Below are 24759 nucleotides of genomic sequence, written 5' to 3'. Positions count from 1 at the left end.
ACTTCCCGAGAAGCTTCGAGCATAACTTGCTTCGAAAGCACAGGCCTAGTTTTATGAACATTGCTTCCTCGACTCCTTATCATTCAATACTGCTTCAGAAGCATAAGCTTAGTATTCTTGCGGCATCGTCTGAACAGGAAGCCTGATGTGAACGGTCGTTCCTTTTCCCTTGACGCTGGAAATCTCTACTCCGTAAGGAGCCCCGTACACCAGCTCAATGCGCCGCAGCACGCTTTTAAAGCCGATTCCCGTTTTGTTGTTCTCCGGCAGCACATCCTCAACTTCCTTTAAAGCCCATAAAGTGCTGTCATCCATGCCGCAGCCGTTGTCAGCCACCTCGATATGAAGCGCTCCATCCTGTATAGCCGCCTTTACTCTGAGCACCCTGTCTTCATCCATATTGCGGAAGGCATGCACAAAAACATTTTCCACCACCGGCAGCAGCAGACATCTCATCATCCGCAGATTCAGTAACGCCTCTTCGGCCTGAATGATCGTTTCAACCTCACCGGTAAACAATTCGGTCTGAATTTTAATGTAGTTCCGTATCTGCTGCAATTCTTCTCCCAGCGTCGTATCGGTCTTGACGGATTTAAGCGAATACTTCAACATCTCCGAAATGGCATTGACCAGCAGCGCCGCCTCCGTCTGATCGTCATTATACAGCTTCCAGTACAGTTCATTGAACAGGTTGTGCAGATAATGCGGGTTCAACTGCGCCTGAATCGCTTTTAATTCCGATTCCCGCTGACTGATCTGGGCCAGGTACACTTTGTTGATCAGAGTGCTTACCTGCTCCGCCATGCTGTTGAAGCTCTCACCGATAAATCCCAGCTCATCGCCGGAACGGACGCTGATCCGCGCCGAGAAATCCCCTGAGCGCAATTTTCGCAGCCCCCTCATCAGATCGGCCAAAGGCTTCAGCAGGGTTCTGGTAGACAGCGTAATTAGCAGGGCGCTGAGAAGCACGACACCAATTCCGGCAAACACAAAGATATGAATGATGTCCTTGTTTTTGCGTTGAATCTCCTCCAGAGAGACCCCTCCGTATAGCGTGAAGCCTGCCGGTTCCAGGCGATGGCGGACAAATAAATAGGTGACCCCGCTCATCTTCGAATATTTGGGATCGCCTGCTTCGATCAAGCGCATGAGCTGCTCCGTCTCCTCCTGATTCGTATTGGAGTAGAGCAGTCCACCCAGAGGCTCCAGCAGCAGTACCTTGCCGTTGCCGTTCTCCGTAAGATCCCTCAGCACCTTGGATACCAAGCTTTCCTCCATGACCACTACCATGGTTCCGTACGGAATCAGCTTATCATTGAGCATCCGTCTGGCGGCAATCAGCACCGTCCGTCGTCCGCCGGGATCGACGGCACTGGGCAGACTGGCCCGTCCCCAGACCAGATTTCCCCGATGAGACTCCAGCTTGCCAGTTACCATGGCCATCTCCTCAGGACCGGGTTTTCCTGATGCCCCATTTTGAGAGAGAACCGCCAAATCTCCGTTTTCATTGAACAGAAAGATGGACCGAATCGACGGCGTATCCACTTGCAGCGTGATCAGCTGCTCCTCCACGTACTTACGGTTCTTGAATTGAGTATAGAGATCCCCTCCGGGATCAAGGCTTTCCGTGACGAACATTTCTATAGAAGGATTCAGTATAATGGATTGGGATACCCGGCTTACCTCCTGAAAGGTGAGCTCCAATCTGGCCAAAGCCTGTTCATTGGCAATCGAGAACTGCTTGCTGATCTCATCCTCCATCAATTGGACATTTAAGCGGGAGACCAGCCACCCCGCTAATGCAAAGGCTATTGTGACCATACAGGAGAGCAGTACAATCAGCTTCAGCTTGAAGCTGCCCTTCATTTTTCCGGCAATCCTCCCCGGCCAGCTTATCGGATTCAGCCTATCTCCCTCCCCGAAACGATGATGAAATCCAATTGTAACCCCTTACAAAGTAATTTTAAAACAAAACTTGGCCCGGCTGCTACCGGACCAAGTTCTTATTTACTTTTTTTACGGTGTTCCTTCCAAGCTTACTTTAAATAAATGTTCAAAAGGTCGGGTTTTCAGGACCAAGAAGGTTAAATGAAGCTAGGGACTGAGTAGCGCAGCGTAGCTGGAGGCTACGTGAGCAACGGAAGGCCCGGCTGAATTTAAGATTCGACGTCGAATCCGCTTCATGAATGGCTTCGTCATGGAAAGATGACTTTTTGAACTACTACTTCAGCTGAGAGCGAACCATCTCTAGTACATCATCGCCTAGGAAAGCAGTATCTTTATTTTCTTGATACCACGTATTCATGTATTCCTCAATCTGCTTGCCGCCGCCCTTCTCCCAGGCCGCTTTAGCATCCGCAATAGCTTGATCCGCCGTATATTTGGACCCGCCGATGATTCCTTTGACAATGATGTCGCTCACTTCTTTACTCACGTTGGTATTAATAACCACCAGATCGCTTGGCAATACCGGCATATGCTCGTAGTGGCTCAGAGCAGGATATTTGGCGTTCGGATTGAGCAAGAACTGATCCGCTTGCTGCATCATCTCCAGCCCTGCCTTCTGATCCGGATCCTCCACATTAAATGCCGACAAGGAAGTCAAAAATGGATTCTGCGGGAGGGAATAGAACATGGTGTAGTCCGCGGCCCAATCCACTTCCTTCGTATTCTTGTCGGGATCAATCACAACGGGCGCACCGTCCGCCCCCTTGTTCCAATGTTCTCCCTCCAGTCCTTTTCTCAGCGTGAGCGCCGTATCCGGCTGGAGCATGAAGTTGATATATTCCATCACGGCCTTAGGATCTTTGGCCGCAGCATTAACCACGGTCGTCATCTGAATCGGGTTGGTCACGTGATGGGTAAACTGTCCCATAGGCGACTCGGGCTGCATCATCGGGGCAATTTCCGCTTCCGGAACCACCCTTCTGATGGTCTTGATATCAGTGACCGTACTCTCAAACCAGTTATTGATTTGCGGAGGCAGGAAAACGCCCACCTTGCCGTTCAAATAATCCTGCTTTGCCTTGGAGCCGTTCGTGTCGGCCAGGTAATCCGGGTCGATCAGCCCTTCCTCGAACAATCTCTTCTTGAATTTCGTCGCCTCCAGCGTATTATCCCAGCTGCGGATGATTTTGTCATCAGCCGAGATCGCCCAGCCGCCCGCGCCGAACATGGAATCCACCATGCCGCCGGAGGTATAGCTGATATTCGTTCCGTACGTATCCTTCTTGCCGTTGCCGTCAGGATCCTGCTCTACAAAAGCCTTCAAGACTGTAATCAGCTCATCAGTCGTCTTCGGCACCTCCAGGCCCAGCTTTTTCAACCAATCCACCCGGATAAACGCCACGCTTTGCAGATGGGGCTCGTTAATTTTGCCGATTTCATAAAGCTTGCCGTCCGGCTTGGTGCCCACCTCGCGCAATTGAGGATACTTTTCCAGCAATTTTTCATATTCGGGGGCATACTGCAAGTAATCATCCAGAGGAAGCAACTGCTTCTGCTGGTAGAGGGAATCCCGGAAGCCCGTATCATAATCATTGACCATATCCGGCGCACTGCCCGAAGCGAACATCACATTCAACTTCTGGACTGCCTCCGACCGGAGCACGGGCACAAACTTGGCCTCAACCGGAGAATGCTCATTAATCCATTTGGTCCAGCGGTTCTCCTCCACGCTTCCCTCCGCGGCCGGGATATTGCCTCTGTCATAGTTAGATACGGTAATGACGGGCTTTTTTTCTACACTTCCTGTCTCTTCTTTGGGTTGGCTGCAGCCAACAACCCCCACTGTCAACACGATAGCCAGTACTGCGGATGACCAGACCTTTTTGTTCCACTTGGATGTTTGTTCAAACATTTGCAAGCTCCTCTCGATCTATGATCTATAATAAATGGATGTGTTGCCGCTAGCCTTTAATGGAACCGAGCATAATCCCTTGAACGAAGTACTTTTGCAAAAACGGATACACGACCAGCATCGGCACCACCATTACCATAACGCCTACCGCCTTGAGCTTCTCGGAGATCAGCTCCTGCTGCTGCATGATATCCATTGCCATCATGTTGTCCATGCTCTGAATCTGCAGCATGCTCTGCACGACTACCGTGAGATTCTGCAGTTCCGTCCGATTAATGTAAAGAATGACGTTCATGAACATGTTCCAGTAACCAACACCGTAGAATAGCGTCAATGTAGCCAGCATCGGCAGGGATAAAGGCAATATGACGCGCAGAAGCAGTTGCATCTCTCCGCAGCCGTCAATCTGAGCCGCTTCCGTCACTTCACCCGGAATGTTTTCAAAGAAGCTTTTCATAATCAACATATTATAAGTGCTGATCAGCCCTACAAACCATAGGGACCAATACGTATTCGTCAAATGCAGATTGTTCATCACCAGATAAGTGGGAATCATACCGCCGCTGAACAACATCGTGAACAGCGCGGCTGTTGTTAACGGCTTCCGGGCATATAGATAGCGGCGGGACAAAGGATACGCCGTCAGAACCGTCGTCAGCATGCTAAGCGCCGTTCCGCCCAAGGTGATGATGACGCTGTTGTTAAATGCCCGCAAAGCCGGCGTATTTTGAAAAAAATACTCATAAGCCGTAAAATCAAGGCCCACCGGCCAGAAGAAGACTTGTCCCAGATCCACCGCATGCCCTTCGCTTAAGGACAAGGCGATCAGATGAAGAAAAGGCAGAATACAGGTGAGTGCGATGATAATTAAAACCGTATGAATGAAAACCGAAAAAATCTTTCCGCCAGTCGACTCTCTCAATGTAGTTCCCCCCTAGAATAATCCCTGGTCGAATTTCCGGGCCAGTGCGTTCGCGGACAATAGCAGCACCAGGCCGACAAGAGACTCGAATAGCCCCATAGCTGTGGTCAGACTGAATTGGGCCTTCTGCAGCCCCACTTTGTACACATAGGTACTGATGACTTCGGCCTGCTCCAGGACTGTGGGATTCTGCAGATTGTAAACCTGATCGAACCCTACTTCCATCAAGCGGCCCATGCCGAGGATCAGAAGAAGAATAATCGTAGGACGGAGGCCCGGCAGCGTAATGTGCCAGATCTGTCTTAGCTTGCCCGCGCCGTCCAAGGCGGCGGATTCGTATAAGCTGGGATCGATGGACGAAAGGGCGGCGAGATAGATAATAGCGCCAAACCCCATTTCTTTCCACATCCCGGAGCCGATAAAGATTGCAACCCAGGATTGGATACGGTACAGAAAAGGCACCGGCGCCATTCCCCATTGCTCCAGCAGCTTGTTGACCGTACCGCCATCGATTGAAAACAAGGTGAGAACCAGCCCCGCTATAATGACCCAGGACAGGAAATGGGGCAAATAAATAATCGTTTGTATCCAGCGCTTCAGCCATCTTTTTCGAACCTCGTTCAGGGCGATGGCGATAATGATCGGCGCGGGAAAACCGAAGATCAGATTCAGAACACTCAGTTCGAGGGTATTCCATATGATCTGCAGCGTAGCGCTTGACTGGAATAATATTTTAAAATACTTAAGCCCCACCCACGGGCTGGATAAGATGCCATCGTGGAAGTTGTAATCCTTGAAAGCGATCACAAGTCCGCCCATAGGAAGATAACGGAATATCACGTAGTACAGGATCCCCGGTACGAGCATGAGGAGCAGCGGAATATTCTGCCGAAACCTCTTCGTCTCGTAAAAGGCTTGCTTGGCCTTCGGCGCACTGTCCGTTCCGGCGGTCACGGGTGTTGTTCGCATGTTCTAACCTTCTTTCTTGGTTGATTGCTTTATGATGATGTTTTTACTGTACCGCAGTCCCTTCGTTGCATACCTTAAGAATCTCTAGGTTTTTCTATAGATTTTTTGTTTTTCGCGCACTAAAAAAAGGGTGTCCCGAAGTCGTGGCAGACGATGGGGAGACGCCTTTTTCAGTGTGAGGTTACGCCGTGCGTTGTGAGGCAAGTGCCGATAAGCACTAAAAATATTGGCAGGCGGCTAGTACGGAGAAATAAATGCCAAAAAGCATTAAATTCGCTGGCGTGGGTGTTCGGGCGACGATTTTAGTGCCAAAAAGCATTAAATTCGCTGGCGTGGGTGCTCGGGCGACGATTTTAGTGCCAAAAAGCATTAAAATTGCTGGCATGGGTGCTCGGGCGACGATTTTAGTGCTAAAAGGCATTAAAATTCTCGGCGGGGTGCTTCATGCGGCGAAATAAGTGCCGAAAGGCATTAAAATTGCTGGCGTGGGTGCTACTACGGTGATTTTAACGCCGAAAGGCATTAAATTTGCCGGCGTGGGTGCTCGTGAGGCCATTATAATGCACATTGTCACTACAGTTTTGAGGCTTGCTAAAACCAGGCTAATACTTGTCAAGGTTTTTGTAAGATTGGAGGTCGGGCGGACTTCTCTCGCTGCTCATTTAATCAAGAAAGCCGCAGTGGACGCAAGAAACCAAGGATTCAAGCTAGAGAAGACCGCTTGAATCCTTGGTTTTATATGAATATTAGTTTTCAGTGACCAGGACTTTGAAATCGTCGAAGTCGATGGAGGCATTGGCGTAGCCGTCGATGCCGAACCGCTGACCGGTCAGCTTGTCGCCGCCGGTGTGACGGAAGCTGTAATCCGTGGCTACTGGAACATCATCGATATAGACGGTATAAGTCTTGGCATTCCAGTTGCCGACCATTTTAATGCTGTACCATGTGTTCAAAGAGAAGTTCTGGACGGCCTTCTTAGTCCCTCCGTCCTGCACAATGATCTTACCCCCATCAAAAGCCGTGACCATAGAATAGTTGCCTGTGCCGCTGTCATTTCTCACCATGGCGCCATTGGCGTACTGGAAGCTGCTGTTTAATCTGGCGCGGTATTCAATGACGATGCGCTGATTCGCTTCAGCCTTAACCTCGCCTGCATACGGCAGGAACAAGTTTGCCTTGCCCGAAGTTGCGGTTGTGGTCAGCCGCAGGAATTTATTCCCGTCCTCTTCTCGCACCGTGGCGGCAGCGCCATTGGTCAGATCCTCGGTGGTAATGCCGTAAGGGTACTTCCCCGTCTCATCGCCGGAGAAATCCCGGTAAGCATGATAGATCACGCCATTCTCGGTCAGGTTGAGCGAGCCTAACAGGGCTGCTTCCGCTTCTGCAAGGCGATCCAGCACCTGTTCAAACTGCTCTTCACTTAGGTCAGCGTCTGCGGACAACGCTTCCGCATGATCCAGCTCAGCCAGGAGAGCATTATATGCATCTTGACTATAGGTTCCCAAGCCCTCGCCCAAAGGATAGGAGAATCCGACTATCCTGTTGCGCATGATATCTACAATCTCATCAAGCCCCCATCCCGGGATGACTTCTACGGAAACGGCAGCAGGAATCTTCTCGCCATTCATTGTCAACAGGACAGGCACCTGAATCATGCCAAGTGAGTTGAAGCTGATTCCTTCCAGCTTCCAGGTGACATCGGCAGCACTTATCTCCCCCTCGTAGCTGACCTCAACGACACCGGGCAGCTTGGGTGTCACTCCGGAGGGAGTCTTTACTTGAGAAAGAATCTGAGGAACCTGAGACGGATCCGGAATTACCGTCAAGTTGAACAGTGCTTCCTTGCCGCCGTATGCGGCTTTGATCACCGTATCCCCCGGCCCGGCGCCGTATACCTGACCGGTGACCGTAACCTCGGCCACGTCGGGATTGCTGCTGAAGTACATAGCGTCAGCCGTCCCATCCTGAACCTCATAGGTGTTGTAGTGTGCCGCTACCTGCAGTTGCCCTGTGTCCCCACGGGTCAGGATGTTGTTCATTCCGCTGAGGGCAATGGACTGTACAAAGGTAGGTTCAGCAGCGACAGTAACCGTGGTCGTGGCCGTTTTCCCGTTATATGCCGCGGTGATCGTAGCGCTGCCTGCCTTGAGGCCCTTGACCACAATCCCGTCAATATCAGCAACCTCTTTGTTGGAAGAACTGAAGGAGACCTCGCCGTCAACAGGGGAATAGGTGGTAGTGCCTGTTACCGTATATACGGGCAAACTGCGGCTTTCACCCAATCCTAGCGTGTATCCCGGAGAATCGAAAAGAATTTCCGAATCAACATCAAGCTTGAATAGATCGATGCTATCAATTTCACCAAGGCCCGCCCCCGTCGAGAAACGGATGGTATTGTTGCCTTGCTTAAGATAGATTTTCGCCGTGGAGGCTCCCCAAAGATTCCAGCCGGAATAGACGATGTTCAATTTGGCGCCCGAACCGCCGTTGACCGATAAGATATGGGAAGCATCCGCTCCATTCGATGAACCGTTGGCATTGCGCACGGACAGCACATAAAATCCCGCCTCCGGCACATTGACCATAAACTGGGCATAATCATTTGCGTTCTTGATATTGCCGACCTTCTTACCGCCGGAAGCCGTACTTTCCCGCCAAACTCCGGGACCCGTTCCGCCGTTGGGATCTTTACTCAACAGGGCTGCTTCCGCCTCATAGCGCTGACGTGCCGGCTCCCCTGAAGGCACGGCAATCGGTTGGTTCGGATCGACAGGCTCTCCCAGGTTTGGCGTTCCGTCCGCGTTCCAGATGAATTTCTGTGCACGGACATTGCGGGTCCAACCTGATCCCGGCCAGCGGGCGGAATGGTAGATAATCCAGTCCTCGCTGCCATCGGGTGAGGTGGTGAGACTGTGATGACCCGGGCCGTAAACGCCGTTGGCGCTGGAGAAAACCGGCTGGTCCTGTTTTACCCAGGAGCCAGGGTTCATCAAATCTTCACCCATGTTGGCCGTGATCAATCCCAGGCAGTAGCTGTCCGTCCAGCTTCCATTTGCGGAATAGACCAGGTTAATGGTGTTGCCGCGGATATTGACCTGGGGACCTTCATTGATCCTGCCCGGGGACGTCTCCCAATCATGGTCAGGCGTCGAAATCAATACGCGTTGCGAGCTGATGGTCCGTGGATCGCTCATCTCCGCAATATATAGATTTTGAAAGCTTCCATCCGTTTCCTCCCAGCCGGACCAGATGAAATAGTGTTTCTCGTTTACCGTCAGCACAGTGCCGTCGATCGCCCAGCGGTCAGTAGAATCGGTGATTTTTCCTTTGAATTCCCAGGTTCCGGTCATCGGATTCTCACTGGCGTTCTCCAGCACGTACATGCGATGGTTTGCGTTGGTTCCATTGTCAGCCGCAAAGTAAATGTACCATTTGTAGCTGCCATCATTATCCTTGAGATAATGCATTTCCGGCGCCCAAACGTTGGAACTGTACATGGTCCCCTTAACCGGCGTCCAGGCTAGGCTCCTCTCGCCCGCATCAATGCCGGTGATGGTCTTCGATCTGCGGATCATGATTCCGCTGGCGTTGACAAAGACGTTATAGTAATAGCCGTCCGTGTGCTTGTAAACATAAGGGTCGGCTCCTACCTGCATGATAATATTATAGAAATCTGACACCTCCGACACCCCCGTTGTCGATGCCGACATCAAATCTGTCGCATCCGGCGTTGGTTCTTTCGCCGCAGCCGCTCCGCTCCATTGCGGCAACATCAGCAGCACCGCGAGACAAAGCAGCAGATACCTGAATCTTCTCCTGAGCATTTGCAGTCCTCCTTGGAATCAGTTAACTTCTCCGCCTTCGCCGAGGCAGATGGGATAAGGATTTCGCCGCACTCCGTACTATCCAGACTACTTTTCTCCTGCTTATTCGCTTTATTGACGACGCTCTGATCGAATCTTACTTCTTCGACACCTCCTGATTCAGATTTTCAACCCATCCATCCGGATAAACATCTTGTAAGCGATTACAAGGCTGTCCATAGGAAAATTTCATACATCCCGGAATTCAGGATCCCCGCCTCCGGCACACTGTCCGTTCCGGCAGTCGCAGATGTTGTTGGCTTGTTCTAACCTTCTGTCTTGGTTGGATACTTTTGGATGTCGTGTATACTGTACAGCAGTCCTTCCGGTTCAAACCTTAAAATTCTCTAGGTTTTTCTTTAGATTTTTTGTTTTTAGCTATCGTAACGGGCTGATTTTTTCAAGCTCTTCCCATTAAACCGTACATCAGAATAGTCCATCTGAGGTAAACGCCAATTTCCCGATAAATCCAGCCCTTCCTGTCAATTGCAAAAAAATGATGATATCCCCTGTGAATCATAGTATGATGATGGCGTTATCCTATCATTTGCGCATTCATGAAAGAGGTTTCATATGCGAAAAATCTGGATCGTCTATTTACTGCTAATCGCTTGCTTTGCCTTCTATGTGCTGAATTACCGCGCGCAAAGCCAAATCAGTGATCAACGAAATGCTGGCGGCTTACGCGGCAGTATGGACGAAAAATACGTCATGGTCACCTTTCAAATGGGCATCGATTATTGGAAGAGTGGCCTGAAGGGCTTTGAGGATGCGGCTCAAGCGTTGAACGTATCCGTTGAATATCGCGGCGCAACCCAGCGCGATGTCCATGAGCAGCGGACCGTTCTGGAGCAGGTCATTGCCAAGAAGCCGGCCGGCATCGCTATCTCCGCCATGCATGCAGCCGAACTGACAGCCACGATTAATAAGGCTGTAGAGGCGGGTATTCCGGTCGTTCTCTTCGACTCCGATGCCCCCGGCAGCCGGGCATACTCCTTCCTCGGCACCAATAACTACGCGGCCGGAGCCCGGGCCGCCGACAAGATGGCCGAGCTTACAGGCGGAAGAGGCAAGCTCGCCATCATCACGGTGCCTGATCAACAAAACCATTTAGATCGCACGCAGGGCTTCGCCGACACAATAGCAGCCGAATTTCCTGAGTTAAGCGTGGTTGTTATCAAAAACGGCAAGGGCGACCCGCTCTACTCCCGCCAGGCAGCAGAGGAAATCCTCCTCTCCTTTCCTGATGTAGCAGGCATCTTCACCACAGAAGCCAACGGGGGCATCGGCGTGGCGGAGGCCGTACGCGAATACAGCTCCTCTGCAGCTGGACCGAGAATTGTCAGCTTTGATACAGACAAGGGGACATTGGACCTCGTCAAGAGCGGCGACATTGACGCTACCATGGCTCAAGGCACCTGGAATATGGGGTACTGGGCCATGCAATTTCTGTTCTCGCTTAATCATGGCATGAACGATACCCGGAATCCGGGTTCGTTGCAGGTTCCGCAGCAGGTAGATACCGGGATAACCGTCGTGACCCGGCAGAATGTGAATGATTATTATGCAAAATAGACGCATGGAACGGCCCTTGGAGCTTCGTCGCTTTCTGCTAAATAACTTGCCGATTCGCTATAAGCTGATCGTCCATTTTCTGCTGATCAGTATCCTTCCCTCCATCGGGCTTGGCCTATTGACGAACTGGACGGTGGACCGCATTATCGAACGGCAAATTACGGACACCACCCTGCAACTGATCAGCAAGGTGAACCATTCCCTGGAGACCTATGTGGAAAATTTGCAGAACATAACCTATTTTATTTCTTTTAATCCCGAGGTGCGGCGGTTTCTCGAAGCCCAGCCGGGCACCTCTGACGGCAGCGTTCTGACGACGACCGCAGAGGATCGGGCCAGCATCGCCGCAAATCTGGCATCACCCCTAGCTGTCAGTGATACAAATACGCCCGAACAGTTGCTGGAGGCGGGCAACGAATATTATGAAATCCGCAAATTTCTGCAAGGCTTCACGACCCTGCATTCCGAGGTAGCCGGCATTCTGGTGGTGAACAGTCAAGGCCAGTATATCAGTAATGAAATGTATGCACGCACGGATCAAAGTCTGACTCGGGAAAGCTGGTATGCGGAGGCGATCCGGAACAAGGGGATTTTTAAGATTATCGGCCATCCCCATAACCGGAATGTCACCACGCACGTCAACTATCAGGATAGCGAGGTCGTATCCGCTGTACGGGCCATTCTTGATCCCGACACCCAGCAAGTCAAAGGCGTCATTCTCATCGACCTTAAGCTGCGCGTCATTGCAGAGACCGCTCAGGATGTACGATTGGGCAAAACGGGTTATTTAACCGTAGTCGACGGCGAAGGTGAATTAATCTATGCTCCGCCTGACCCTTATATTGAGCAAATCCCGCTGGAGCATCTTGATCCTTCGGGATCGGGAACTTATTCAGCGCATATCGGCGGACGGGACTTCCAATTCGTCTATCGGCATGCCACATTCCCCGACTGGACCACGGTCGGCATCTTTCCCATGGCGGAATCGGCAGCCGAGATGCGGGAAATCCGCTTCTATGTCGTCAGCTTCGTCTTTATCGTGTGCTTGCTGGGCATGACGGCTTCCTTCTACCTGGCTCACTCGATCTCAAGACCCATTGGACAGTTAGCCTCCTTCATGCAGAAGGCTCAGTCCGGCGATCTGACGATTCGCCATTGGAGTGATCGTACCGATGAGGTCGGCTTGCTGGGCCGCCAGTTCAATGCTATGCTGCTGCAAATTCACCGCCTGCTCTCCTTGACGGAATTGCAGGAGCGGCAGAAACGAGAAGCAGAGCTGCGCAGCCTGCAAGCTCATATTAAGCCGCATTTTCTCTATAATACGCTCGATACCATTCATTGGATGGCTCGCCGCCGGGGGGCTGAGGATATTGCCGAGATGGCCGAATCGCTCTCCAAGCTATTCCGGATCGGACTAAGCAAAGGAAACGATATTATCCCGCTAAACGATGAGACCGAGCATGTCCGCAGCTATTTGCAAATTCAGCATGTACGCTATCAGAATAAGCTGGATTATACGCTGAGTATCGATCCGAAAATTCAGGATGTCCACGTCCTCAAGCTGATCCTTCAGCCGATCGTGGAGAACGCCATTTATCATGGAATTAAGGAGCGACGCGGACCCGGACATATCACCGTGGAAGCAGCTGAGGAAGACGGCATGCTGGTGATGACCATTCGGGATGACGGCAAAGGGATTCCCCCGGATAAGCTCGCCGTCCTGCAAAGAAAGCTGCAAACAGCCTCTGCCGTCAGTACGGAAGGACAGGAGCAGATAGCAACCGCTCTGGATAGTGCAGGGGAGGATCAGCAAGGCTACGGCATGATGAATGTCCAGGCGCGCATTGCCTTGACCTTTGGCAGCAGATACGGATTAACGATCCAGAGCGAAGCGGATCAAGGAACGACCGTTACTATACTGCACCCGATTATCCGGGAGAACCCGGCATGGATGGGGGGAATGGAGCATGAGTGATTTCCGCTGGAAGGTACTGATTGCTGATGATGAGCTGATTATCCGTGAAGGTATTCGAGAAAGCGTCAATTGGGAGCAGTTGCGGATGAAGGTGGTCGCGGAGGCCGAGGATGGCGAGGAGGCGCTCGATTTAGCCTTGCGCCACAGCGTACATATACTGTTGGTCGATCTGAATATGCCGATTATGAACGGCATTGAGCTGATGAAGCTGGTACGCGAGAAGCTGCCGGAAGCCAAGCTTATCATTATTACCGGCCATGATGAGTTCACCTATGCCCAGAAGGCCATCCGCTTGCAGGTGAAGGATTACATCCTGAAGCCGGCCAATCCGGCTCAATTAGAGAAGGTACTGCGACAGGTACGCGGCGAACTGGAGGAAGAAGCAGCCAAGCAGCAGCATTGGCAGACGGCATCCCGCCAAATTTCGCGAAGCTATCCCTTGTTGCGGGAACGGTTCTGCCAGGAATGGATGGAAGGCGGCCTGACCGAAGCGGAAATTTTAGAGCAATTGCAGTTTCTGAAGCTGCCGGAGGCCAGTCCCGACTGGCTGGGAGTCATTCGCCTGCCCGAGCCGGGCGGCTCCCCCGCCGCTCTGAAGGAGGATGAGCGCCAGCTTTACTGGTTTGCGGTAGAGAATATCGCTAACGAGTGGCTCGCGCCCTATCCCAAGGTCATGTTCCACGATCCCTTCGGGTTGCTGGTCATCCTGCTCTGGGACTTACAGGCGGAGAAGAACTTCCACCGCATTGAAGCCTCAGTAAGGACGCATCTGAAGATTGCCGCGGAGATTCACCTTGCGGAAGGCACCCGCAGCGTATTGGAGCTCCCGTCCGTTTATCGGGCCAGCAAGGCCGTCGTGATGAAGGAGGCCGTTATCTCCCCCCTAGTTCGAAGAGCCAAGCAATATATGCTGGAGCATTATGCCGATAGTCAGCTTACCCTGGAGGGAATGTCTCATGATTTGCAGGCCTCTCCCGCTTATTTGAGCCGAATGATCAAGCAAGAGCTCGGCACAACCTTCGGCAGCTATCTCACGCAAATCCGCCTTCGCCGGGCCAGCAGGCTGCTTACATCCACCTCGCTGAGCATTGCCCAAATCTCCGAGCAGGCCGGATACGAAACCCAGCATTATTTCAGCACCGCATTCAAGCGCGCCACCGGCATATCCCCGATGCAATATCGCAAGGGTGCCTTCGAGAATGAGTCTGAAAATGAAGAATAATGAATGAGGCGTGAGGAGCGGGAGCTTTTTCCCGTTCCTCCGCCTCTTTCTTATCCCCTCCCCTTACTATCCCCTTTTCTCCTCCACTCCCCGGGTCCTCTTATTAAACAATCCCAATCCGTTTCAATTCTATAGAAAGTAAAGAATTTATAAAAAGAGTAGTTTCTATGTAAATACGACCTCCCTCCTCCCTTGCTATACTCTCTCACGAAAGCGCATTCACAAAACGTATAGGGGGAATGAGTTTTGAAGAGATCATTAGCAATGATGCTGGCACTGGTGCTTATGCTCAGCCTCGCGGCTTGCGCCGGCGGAAGCAGCAAGGGCGCAAGCGGTAAAGGAACGGTAGGTATAGCCATGCCGACCAAATCTTCAGAGCGCTGGGTTGGCGACGGTAACAACATGGTCAAGGAGTTTGAGGCACTGGGCTATGACACCGACCTCCAGTATGGAGAAGACGTCATCGAGAATCAGGTATCGCAAATCGAGAACATGATTACCAAAGGCGTTAAAATTCTCGTCATTGCCTCCATCGACGGCGGCGCGTTGACCGAGGTACTGCAAAAGGCGCATGACCAGGGCATTCAAGTCATCGCATATGACCGTCTGATCATGAACAGCGAGTACGTCGACTACTACGCTACCTTCGATAACTTCCAGGTGGGCGTGCAGCAGGCTTCCTACATTGAAGAGAAGCTCGGGCTTAAAGATGGCAAGGGACCATTCAATATCGAGTTGTTCGGCGGATCACCGGATGATAACAACGCTTATTTCTTCTTCAACGGCGCCTTGTCTGTTCTACAGCCGTATATGGACTCCGGCAAGCTGGTGGTTCGCAGCGGACAGACCAAGATGGAGCAAGTCGCTACGCTTCGCTGGGATGGGGCAACGGCTCAAGCACGGATGGACAATTTGCTGAGTGCACACTACTCCTCGGAGAATGTGGATGCTGTCCTCTCTCCTTATGACGGCATCAGCATCGGCATTCTCTCCTCGCTTAAAGGCGTAGGCTATGGCTCCGGCAGCAAGGCGCTTCCGATCGTGACCGGACAAGACGCAGAGCTTGCTTCGGTAAAGTCCATTCTCGCCGGAGAGCAGACGCAGACGGTGTTTAAAGATACGCGGGAGTTGGCAAAAAAGGCTGTTTCCATGGCTCTAAGCATCCTGGAAGGCTCGGAGGCCGAAGTTAATGATACCGAAACCTATGACAACGGCGTAAAGGTGGTTCCATCCTATCTGCTGGAGCCTCAATCGGTAGATAAGGACAATGTGGAAAGCCTGCTGGTGGAAAGCAATTATTACTCGAAGGAAGAACTGGGCCTCTAAAAGGGGGGTAAGCAAATAGCCGGATGGCCGGTATGGAGCTATAACAGCGAGCGAGCAGCAAGTCCATATCGGCCGCAGGCTTCCTATTGTTCCTATTGTTGACCACATGTCTAAGACTATCAAGGAAAGGCCGGGTGACGGCAATTGAGCGGGACGATTTTGGAGATGAAGGACATTACCAAGACGTTTCCGGGCGTTAAAGCGCTCAGCAACGTCAACCTCAAGGTAACGGAGGGAGAGATTCACGCCCTGTGCGGGGAGAATGGGGCCGGCAAGTCCACGCTGATGAAGGTGCTCAGCGGAGTATATCCGCACGGCACTTACGAGGGCGGAATTTTCTTTGACGGGCAGCCTTGCGAATTCAAGGACATCAAGCAAAGCGAGCAGGTTGGAATCGTCATTATCCATCAGGAATTGGCCTTGATTCCCTACCTGTCGATTGCGGAGAATATTTTCCTGGGCAACGAGCAAAGCAAGCGGGGACTCATCGACTGGAACGAGACCACGATGAAGACAAAAGGGCTGCTGGATACGGTAGGGCTGGACGAATCGCCAGCCACCCGTGTGCTGGAACTTGGGGTCGGCAAGCAGCAGTTGGTGGAGATTGCCAAGGCTTTGTCCAAGCAGGTCAGGCTGTTAATTCTGGACGAGCCGACGGCTGCGTTAAACGAAGACGATAGCGAGAACCTGCTGGCTCTCATTCTGGAATTGAAGAAACAAGGCATCACATCGATTATCATCTCTCACAAACTGGGCGAGATCAGTCGAGTGGCTGACTCAATTACCATTTTGCGTGATGGTCAGACGATTCAAACCTTGGATATGAAGGCCGATCAGGTCACAGAGGACATGATTATTAAGGGGATGGTTGGTCGGGACTTGACTCATCGCTATCCCGAGCGGACTCCCCAAATCGGCGATATCATCTTTGAGGTCCAGGACTGGGAGGCCTATCATCCTCAGCAAGAGGAGCGCAAGGTGCTGGACAGCATTAACCTGAACATCCGCCAGGGTGAGATCGTCGGCATCGCCGGACTGATGGGAGCAGGCCGAACGGAGCTTGCAATGAGTATCTTTGGCCGCTCCTACGGACGGCATATTCAAGGCAAGCTGTTCCTGCACGGCCGGGAGGTTCGATTTGATCATATCAGCCAGGCGATTGAACAGGGGGTAGCTTATGTTACGGAGGACCGCAAGCAATATGGCCTGATCTTAATCGATGATATTAAGCGGAATATTTCGCTGGCCTCGCTAGGCAAGCTCTCCCGCCGAGGTGTTATTCATGAACAGGAGGAAGTGCTTGTCGCCGAGGAATACCGCCGCAAGCTTAACATCAAAACGCCGAGCATTTTGCAAAAGGCGGTTAACCTGAGCGGTGGCAACCAGCAGAAGGTCGTATTGAGCAAATGGATCTATTCGCAGCCGGAGATATTGATTCTTGATGAGCCTACCCGCGGGATCGATGTCGGGGCCAAGTACGAAATTTATTCCATCGTGAATCAATTGGCTGACGAGGGTAAGGGCATCCTGTTCATCTCCTCCGAGCTGCCGGAAATTCTCGGGATGTGCGACCGGATCTACGTCATGAGTGAAGGCCGGATCACCGGGGAGGTCCGCCGCGAAGACGCCACGCAGGAAGTGTTAATGAAATCCATGACTCGAGGCAGGGGGGAGACAGATGCAAGCAGTCAGCGAGCTCTTTAAGAAAAATATTCGCCAGTACGGCATGATTATTGCTTTAGTCTTCATCACAATTTTATTCCAGATTCTAACTGAGGGCATTCTGCTCAAGCCGCTTAACATTACAAATCTGATCTTGCAAAATAGTTATATTCTGGTGCTTGCCATCGGGATGGTGCTAGTCATTATTACCGGACATATCGACTTGTCCGTCGGGTCCATCGCCGCGTTCATCGGCGCGCTATCTGCCATTATGATGGTGAATTTGCAACTACCGGTGTATCTCGCGGTTATTTTGTCACTTGCAGCCGGAGCGTTAATCGGGGCCTGGCAGGGCTTCTGGATTGCCTATGTCAAAATCCCGGCCTTTATCGTTACCTTGGCCGGCATGCTGCTATTCCGCGGACTTACCATGATTGTGCTGGGAGGCCAGTCGATCTCCCCCTTCCCGAAAACCTTTCAACGCATCAGCTCCGGCTTTATCCCGGACTGGCTTGGCGGAAGCGAAATTCACCTGCTTACGTTAATGCTCGGCATACTGCTGTCTGTCCTCTACATCTGGCAAGAATTCAAGGACCGTCGCACCCAGATTAAATACAACTTCGACACGCCGCCCATCTGGATGTTCGTAACGAAAATGGTACTGCTTGTAGCCGTGCTTAACATTTTCACATTTGTACTTGCTACTTATAACGGGCTGCCGAATATTCTCATCATCCTCTTCTTCCTGATCGTCATCTATTCTTTTGTCATGAACCGGATGGTGGCGGGTCGGCATATTTATGCTATCGGCGGCAATGAAAAGGCTGCCAGCCTGTCGGGGGTCAAGACGAAACGGGTGACATTCTGGGTATTCGTCAACATGGGCGCTCTAGCCGCCTTATCCGGCCTGATCTTTGCAGCCCGATTGAATTCAGCAACCCCGAAGGCAGGCATCAACTTCGAGCTTGATGCCATCGCAGCCTGTTTTATCGGCGGTGCATCCGCTTCCGGAGGGATCGGTACCGTCATCGGTGCGATCATCGGCGGACTGGTCATGGGCGTGATGAACAACGGCATGTCCCTCATCGGGCTCGGCGTCGACTGGCAGCAAGGCATCAAAGGGCTTGTCCTGCTGTTAGCCGTAGCGTTTGATATTTATAATAAGTCGAAGACGAATTGATTTAGAGGAATAATCGAGAAAGAGGCTGCTCACTAGTTGAGCAGCCTCTTTCTCACACCGTATACGGCGGTTCAACCGTGTTTCGGATTTTCTTGCCGCAGCTTTAGAAACACCTGATAGCTTCGCTCTGCCAAGGAAGAGATTGAAACAGGATCAAAACCGATCAAGTCCGCATAGAGCGTATCATTTAATGGCTCAATCCAGCTTGACGGCAATTGGTCCGCACCTAGCTTGGCTCCCATAATAGAGCCAACGGTTGCTCCATTACAATCGGTGTCCATCCCGCCATATACCGAGGTTACGACTGCCTTTTCAAAATCATTCCCTCCATAGATAAGCGAGGCCGCCACCAATGCCGCATTATTGTTGCTGTGAACCGGATCATAATGACTAAATTCATCCCAGATTCGGCTCACCAGTTCACGCTCACTTTTGGCCTGATGCGCAATCTCAATTCCCTTGATGACATCCGCCGCCAGACGGCTGGTCTTTGGAATTTCACTGAGTCCAATTTCAAGCAGCTTCTCATTATCCTGCTCTGCAAATGCCGCAGCAATCATGGCTGCATTAAACATGGCTGCATAGATGCCATTCTTTACATGAGAAAAGGACGCATCCCGGTAGGCCAGCTCCGCCGCCAATTCCGGCTGTCCCGCTACCCCATAGGCAAGACCGTCTACGCGAATCGCCGCCCCGATCCACTCCCGGTATGGATTCAAGTACATTCGCACGCGCTCTTGCCGAAGATCCCAGTCCTCCGGCTTGTCCCCGTTCAAATGAGACGTCTCCTGTGCAAAGTTCATGTAAGCCTGTGTCTCGGCCGTACATACCTGACTATAGGTCAGTCTGCTGTGCCACAGCTTGCCCACATCCCACGAATCAAAGCTCAGGCCCTTTTCCTCCAGCAGCAGCAGGCCGAGAATCGTATAGCGCAGATCATCATCACTTTCCATATATTTAATTTTGTCCGAGGTGCTTACATAGGACCACTCGCTTAATCCAAGCCCATATTGCTCCGCTGCTCGGGAATATCCCGGTGTATAGCCCTTAATCGGCCAGGCATCCGCACCGCGGAACCACAGCTCTATATTTTCCCAGCCCGGGCGGCCGTCCTTGCCGTACAAGTAGTCCCAATATTCAAGCGGCTTGCCCAGGGCACAGCCTACAGATCTCCCAAGCCAGGCCCCGTAGAACTTGTTGCGCCACTCCTCTTCACTCCATACTGCCTTCAGCTTGCGCGGCCCTTCCGGGCGCAGACTCCTGATCTCATCCCATGTGGATGGCTCTTGATAGGGGAAATCTGCTGCAACGGGAAGCTGCATAATCTCATGATAGAATTGCATCAGCTTGGTCTCATCCTTGCCGGCCAAAGCAAGCTTTTCCTGAAATCCTGCTACATTGCAGCCCTCCTCCCTTCGCTGCATCAGCTCGAAGGCCATCATTTCCTGCAATCTTTCCCAGCCTGCCACAGCCTACACTCCTCTCGCAGCAAGAAGCTGTTGGTCCAAACGTGCCAGGGAATCAAATAACAAATTTATAAATGCCGTCCGATCTACATCAACCAGCACCTCAACATTAGGCGCATGTTCTGTCTTTTTGCGTTGGTCGGCTACGGTCATTCCTCTTGTCAGCTTGCCCTCCGTCTCGACCGTAACATGCAGATGTCTGGACTGAAATAACTCAGGATGCAAAAGCCAGGCCACGGCACACGGGTCATGCAGCGCATTGCCGACGTACCCCATCTTTTTACCATAGATCGAGTAAAAATCAAGCAGTTCTCCCACGAGGACAGATACCGGTCCGCGTCTTTTCAGTTCCTCAATTTCATCCTCAAAAATAGCTGCCTTGTCCGTCACATCCAGACCGCTCATGATAATCGGAATGCCGGATTCATAGACAATTTTGGCCGCCTCCGGATCAACATAAATATTGAACTCAGCCGTAGAGGTCACGTTGCCATAGCTAATGCCGCCGCCCATTAATGATATCCGTTCGATCTTATCCTTCACTTCCGGATAGGCGGTAAGCAGCAAGGCAATATTGGTCAAAGGAGCAAGCGGAACAAGCGTAATCTTATCCGCACTGGACCTGATAAGCTCAAGCATAAACTCCACTGCGCCCTGGTCCGTCGGCCGGGCGAGACTAGGGGGAAGCGCCGGACCATCCATTCCTGATTCCCCATGCGCTTCTTCCCCCGTCACCAGCTTGCCCAGCAAGGGACCTGCCGCCCCCTTGGCTACAGGAATATCAGCTCCAATAAAGCTAAGAATGCGGAGCGCATTGTCTGTAATCTTCTCCAAAACCTGATTGCCGCCTACCGTCGTGATCCCTCTTATGTCTAATGCATTCCGGTGTGCATAAGCGAGTAAAATCGCAATAGCATCATCATGGCCTGGGTCGCAGTCAATAATAATCGGTGTTGCCATATATCATCACGCTCCTCGCTATTTCTTTACAGACGACTTCGCTAACCTGGTTATTTAGCGTTTATCTTCCGATTTTTCTTGCGCGTCTCGGAAACCGCATAGATGACTAATCCCACCACAGTTGCTGCATAAGGCAGCGTGGCGATTAGCTCCGCAGGAATCTTCAACACCTGGAAGGCGTTGGATAGCGCATCTGCTGCACCAAACAACAATGATGTTAATGCGGTCCCTGCCGTTGTGCTTCGTCCCATGGATTCAGCCGCAATCGCAATCCAGCCGCGTCCGGCAATCATATCTCTTGTGAACAGGGATAAATAGCCCATGGACATATAAGCTCCTCCGAGTCCGGCAAAGAAGCCGCTGAGCAGTAAAGCTGTATACTGGATGTTCATCACACTGACCCCTACAGATTGTGCTGCATGCGGATTTTCACCGACAGACCGGATACGCAAGCCCAGGGAGGTGCGGTTGAGCAGATAGTAAACAACGAATACCGAGATAATGGATATATAGGTCAGCACATGATGTCCTGATAGAATCGGACCCACTACAGGGATATCCTTGATCAGGGGAAGCTCAAGGCTGGGCAATACCTTGCTCGGCAAGGAGGTGGACGATCCCTTGTCCCCGCTAAGCAGGTACAGGATGAACACGGTGCCGCCGGAAGCAAACATATTAATGGCAATACCGCCTAAAATAATGTGCGTTTTGAATTTCAATGTGAAAAAGGCTAGCAAGCCTGCAATAAGTGTGCCAGAGAGCACGGCGCCCAGCAGGCCTACCCAGGCGTTCTGCGAGTAGGAACTGACGATCACGCCTGTCAAGGCGGATACAAGCATGATCCCCTCCATCCCGATATTGATAATACCGGCACGGTTGGAGATTAACGCGCCTAATGCTGCAAATAAAATAGGGGTCGTTACCCGCAAGACGGAGAAGGCAAAATCTGTTGTCAAGATCACATTGAACAAGCTGTCCAGACCATTCATGCTTCACGCGCCTCCTTCAGCAGCATCCGATTCTTCCAGAATTTCAGGAATTGCTCGGCCGAGATCAGTAAGATAATGACGGCTTGGATAATGGAGATCATCTCGGCAGGAACATCAGACAGGCGGGCCATCAGATCAGCGCCGATCCGAATATAGGCCAGGAACAAGGCCGAACCGATCACCGACAAAGGGTTATTCTTGGCCAGCATGGCGACCAGAGCACCATCCAGACCATAGCCAGGCAAGGCAGTCCATTGGAAGCGGGTATACATCCCGAGCACTTCCACAGAACCGCCCATGCCTGCAACAAAGCCTGCAAGCAAGTGAACGAGAATGATCACCTTGGCCGTCTTCATTCCGGAGTAGCGGGCAAAGCTGCGATTGGCTCCCGTCATGCGAAGCTCATAGCCCCATTTCGTTTTATACAGAAAAAAGTGAGCAAGCACGATAAGCGCCAATACGATGATTAAGCCCGTGTGAATCCGTGTGCCCGGAATGATTTTATCGAGCAGCGCCGTTTTCTCGAATTTAAATGATACGTTGGCAAACGCCTTTGCATCCCGTAATTGATAATTTAACAGGTACAGGCCGATTCCAAATAAAATATTGTTGAACATTAAGGAGGTCACTAGCTCATTCGCATTCCATTTCGCCTTCAATATGCCCGGAACAGCAGATAAAATGGCTCCCACTATCGAGCCTGCAAGAATAGCAACAACAGGATGCAGGAAGCCGCCCAGCGACCAGTGAATGGCAACCGCAGACGCTACGACGCCAGAGAAATAGAATATTCCCTCTGCGCCCAGATTGAACATGTTTGCACGAAATAGCAAGGAGACTGCAAGTCCAGTAAACATCAACGGAATCGCCATCTCGATCACATTTCCGATATGTCCCTTCGAGTTGAGCGGCTCAAACAGAAAAATGCCGATTGTTTTTACGGGATTGTCGCTAACAAGCGCAATAATAAGAAAAGCAATCACAAGCGCAATCAAAATGACTGCTGTTGTTCGGATCGTCTCGAAATATTTGGATTTAAACATGACTCAGAGCCCTCCTGATCTGCTGTGCATCCTGTCGCTTGATTCCCAGCATGTAGAGCCCAAGCTCCTCTTCACTCATGCCGGAAGGGTTCTCGATATAGGCAACGATTTGTCCTTCATACATGACCAGCAGGCAATCACTAATTTCCAGCACTTCATTCAAATCGGCAGATACGAGCACAATGGCGCTCTGCTTCTCCCGCAGCTCCAGCAGCTTCTGGTGAATTAACTGTGCTGCCCCGACATCAACCCCGCGTGTTGGCTGTTCTGCGATTAATAACTGCGGATTGGCAGAGCACTCACGTGCCACCACAACCTTTTGCATATTCCCCCCCGAGAGCATTCCGATAGGTTGCTTGGGGCCTGAACATCGTATTTTAAAATCCTCAATCAAACGCGTGGCCAATTCCAGAATACTCGAACTCTTCAGAAGGAAGTTTTTATTCAGGGTCCTGGAACGATAGCGCGTAGAGATCAGATTATCGGAGATACTAGCCTCTGCGGCTGACCCCTGGGACATCCGGTCCTCGGGAATATAAGCTACGCCAAGATTTCGTATGGCCAGTATGTCCGCTTCCCGTATTTCGGTTCCTTTGACCTGCACAGTGCCGTTGCTGGATACTCCCTGAAGTCCGCCCGTCAGCGCCTCAATCAGCTCACGCTGCCCGTTGCCCTCGACTCCGGCAATCCCGACAATTTGTCCGCCATGTACGGTAAAATTCACATCCCGCAAAAGGGAGTTGCCTTGCCGGTCGCTCACATTCAGCTCCTGCACCGTAAGCACAGGCTCTTTAAGCGCTACTTGGGGCTTGTCGTATTTCAACACAACATCCCGCCCAACCATCAGGCGGGAAATCTCCTGTTCGCTCACATCCGCGGTCTGGAATACACCTTCACTGCTTCCGCCCCGCAAAATCGTAATTCGATCACAAATCGCCTTTACTTCCTTTAGCTTGTGCGAGATAAACACGATGGTATGACCATGCTCCTTAAGCTGCTGCAGCTCACGAAACAATTCCTCCGTCTCCTGGGGAGTCAATACGGCTGTGGGCTCATCCAGGATCAGAATCTTGGCACCGCGAAGCAAAGCCTTCAATATCTCCACCTTTTGCTTCATGCCTACCGTCAAATCCTCGACCTTCGCTTTCGGATTTACCGCCAGATTATACTTGCGGGCCGTCTCCTCTGTCATTCGGATCGCCTCGGCATAATGAATGCCCAAGCCCTTGCGGGGCTCCATGCCCAGCACCATATTTTCTGCAACCGTAAAGGAAGGCACCAGCATAAAGTGCTGATGGACCATCCCGATCCCCCGATCAATGGCATCCTGAGGGGATTGCAGCCTTACTTTTTCTCCCCGGATATAGATTTCACCTTCGCTCGGCTCCTCCATTCCGAAGATCATTTTCATTAAGGTCGATTTTCCTGCGCCATTTTCACCTGCCAGAGCATGAATTTCCCCTTCGCGCAGAGAGAAATTCACATCCCGGTTAGCCACGACCCCATTGGGGTACACCTTTGTAATCCCGCGCATTTCCAGCAAAGGAGTTTCCATGGTAGAGCCTTCACATCCTTCTAACTTGAAGATTAGTAAACTGCGAGTTCGAAAAGTCAGCTTTTCAGCACCGAGAAGGTTGCAAGAACCCGATGACATTTGAATTACCTCTTAAATCGTTGAAAAAATAAGCAGCTTGAAGCCCCTCATATCGAAGGACTTCTTGCTGCGCTGAATGACAGATTGTACGCTT

At 51.5% G+C, this 24759-nt stretch carries 18 protein-coding genes; 8 read left to right on the top strand and 10 right to left on the bottom strand.

Annotated features, from left to right (window positions below):
- Nucleotides 1-108 precede the first annotated feature (108 nt).
- The 4 genes from KQJ23_RS18290 to KQJ23_RS18275 all read right to left on the bottom strand — a co-directional run bounded on the left by KQJ23_RS18290 (nt 109) and on the right by KQJ23_RS18275 (nt 5750).
- Nucleotides 109-1866 (bottom strand): sensor histidine kinase, encoded by a 1758-nt coding sequence (locus tag KQJ23_RS18290; protein ID WP_249529887.1) that lies wholly within the window; start codon nt 1864-1866, stop codon nt 109-111.
- A 355-nt stretch (nt 1867-2221) separates the two neighbouring features.
- Nucleotides 2222-3859: an extracellular solute-binding protein gene (locus tag KQJ23_RS18285; protein ID WP_216480353.1), complete on the bottom strand. Its 1638-nt coding sequence runs from the start codon at nt 3857-3859 to the stop codon at nt 2222-2224.
- Between the two features lie 49 nt (nt 3860-3908).
- Nucleotides 3909-4781: a carbohydrate ABC transporter permease gene (locus tag KQJ23_RS18280; protein ID WP_216480352.1), complete on the bottom strand. Its 873-nt coding sequence runs from the start codon at nt 4779-4781 to the stop codon at nt 3909-3911.
- A gap of 12 nt (nt 4782-4793) precedes the next feature.
- Nucleotides 4794-5750 carry an ABC transporter permease gene (locus KQJ23_RS18275; protein ID WP_216480351.1) on the bottom strand — a complete coding sequence of 319 codons (957 nt, stop codon included), beginning with the start codon at nt 5748-5750 and terminating at the stop codon, nt 4794-4796.
- A gap of 254 nt (nt 5751-6004) precedes the next feature.
- On the opposite strand from KQJ23_RS18275, the gene KQJ23_RS18270 reads away from it, so the two are divergent.
- Nucleotides 6005-6208, top strand: a complete 204-nt coding sequence (locus KQJ23_RS18270; RefSeq protein ID WP_216480350.1) for a hypothetical protein — start codon at nt 6005-6007, stop codon at nt 6206-6208.
- Entirely contained in the window at nt 6209-6475 is a 267-nt protein-coding gene (locus tag KQJ23_RS18265; RefSeq protein WP_216480349.1) for a hypothetical protein, read from the top strand.
- 21 nt (nt 6476-6496) lie between these two features.
- On the opposite strand, the gene KQJ23_RS18260 is transcribed toward KQJ23_RS18265, so the two are convergent.
- Nucleotides 6497-9574: a family 43 glycosylhydrolase gene (locus KQJ23_RS18260; RefSeq protein ID WP_249529886.1), complete on the bottom strand. Its 3078-nt coding sequence runs from the start codon at nt 9572-9574 to the stop codon at nt 6497-6499.
- 612 nt (nt 9575-10186) lie between these two features.
- On the opposite strand from KQJ23_RS18260, the gene KQJ23_RS18255 reads away from it, so the two are divergent.
- The 6 genes from KQJ23_RS18255 (at nt 10187) to mmsB (ending at nt 18553) form a co-directional block, all read left to right on the top strand.
- The gene (locus KQJ23_RS18255; protein WP_216480348.1) at nt 10187-11188 is read left to right on the top strand and encodes a substrate-binding domain-containing protein; all 1002 of its coding nucleotides are present in this window, start codon (nt 10187-10189) and stop codon (nt 11186-11188) included.
- Nucleotides 11169-13163: a cache domain-containing sensor histidine kinase gene (locus tag KQJ23_RS18250; RefSeq protein WP_216480347.1), complete on the top strand. Its 1995-nt coding sequence runs from the start codon at nt 11169-11171 to the stop codon at nt 13161-13163. The genes KQJ23_RS18255 and KQJ23_RS18250 overlap by 20 nt, the downstream gene beginning before the upstream one ends.
- Nucleotides 13156-14385 carry a response regulator gene (locus KQJ23_RS18245; RefSeq protein ID WP_216480346.1) on the top strand — a complete coding sequence of 410 codons (1230 nt, stop codon included), beginning with the start codon at nt 13156-13158 and terminating at the stop codon, nt 14383-14385. The genes KQJ23_RS18250 and KQJ23_RS18245 overlap by 8 nt, the downstream gene beginning before the upstream one ends.
- A 264-nt stretch (nt 14386-14649) precedes the next feature.
- Nucleotides 14650-15711, top strand: coding sequence for a multiple monosaccharide ABC transporter substrate-binding protein (gene chvE, locus KQJ23_RS18240; protein WP_430522316.1), 1062 nt, complete (start codon nt 14650-14652; stop codon nt 15709-15711).
- Nucleotides 15712-15855: 144 nt separating this feature from the next.
- A complete protein-coding gene (gene mmsA / locus KQJ23_RS18235; protein WP_216480344.1) occupies nt 15856-17415 on the top strand; it encodes a multiple monosaccharide ABC transporter ATP-binding protein in 1560 nt (519 codons plus the stop codon).
- Nucleotides 17390-18553 carry a multiple monosaccharide ABC transporter permease gene (gene mmsB, locus KQJ23_RS18230; protein ID WP_216480343.1) on the top strand — a complete coding sequence of 388 codons (1164 nt, stop codon included), beginning with the start codon at nt 17390-17392 and terminating at the stop codon, nt 18551-18553. The genes mmsA and mmsB overlap by 26 nt, the downstream gene beginning before the upstream one ends.
- A gap of 71 nt (nt 18554-18624) precedes the next feature.
- Here mmsB and KQJ23_RS18225 read toward each other — a convergent pair whose 3' ends face one another.
- The 5 genes from KQJ23_RS18225 to KQJ23_RS18205 are packed head-to-tail and all read right to left on the bottom strand — an operon-like array spanning nt 18625 to nt 24566.
- Nucleotides 18625-20022 carry an ADP-ribosylglycohydrolase family protein gene (locus tag KQJ23_RS18225; protein WP_216480342.1) on the bottom strand — a complete coding sequence of 466 codons (1398 nt, stop codon included), beginning with the start codon at nt 20020-20022 and terminating at the stop codon, nt 18625-18627.
- 3 nt (nt 20023-20025) lie between these two features.
- The gene (locus tag KQJ23_RS18220; RefSeq protein WP_216480341.1) at nt 20026-20979 is read right to left on the bottom strand and encodes a nucleoside hydrolase; all 954 of its coding nucleotides are present in this window, start codon (nt 20977-20979) and stop codon (nt 20026-20028) included.
- Between the two features lie 50 nt (nt 20980-21029).
- On the bottom strand, nt 21030-21968 hold the full coding sequence (locus KQJ23_RS18215) for an ABC transporter permease (protein ID WP_216480340.1): 939 nt from the start codon (nt 21966-21968) through the stop codon (nt 21030-21032).
- Nucleotides 21965-23011: an ABC transporter permease gene (locus KQJ23_RS18210; RefSeq protein WP_216480339.1), complete on the bottom strand. Its 1047-nt coding sequence runs from the start codon at nt 23009-23011 to the stop codon at nt 21965-21967. Before KQJ23_RS18210 ends, KQJ23_RS18215 begins: the two co-directional genes overlap by 4 nt.
- On the bottom strand, nt 23004-24566 hold the full coding sequence (locus KQJ23_RS18205; protein ID WP_216480338.1) for an ABC transporter ATP-binding protein: 1563 nt from the start codon (nt 24564-24566) through the stop codon (nt 23004-23006). The genes KQJ23_RS18210 and KQJ23_RS18205 overlap by 8 nt, the downstream gene beginning before the upstream one ends.
- Nucleotides 24567-24759: the final 193 nt, after the last annotated feature.

The sequence above is a fragment of the Paenibacillus brevis genome (assembly GCF_018919145.1).
In the GTDB taxonomy this organism is placed as follows: domain Bacteria; phylum Bacillota; class Bacilli; order Paenibacillales; family Paenibacillaceae; genus Fontibacillus; species Fontibacillus brevis.
This window is presented reverse-complemented; position numbering and strand designations above follow the sequence as displayed.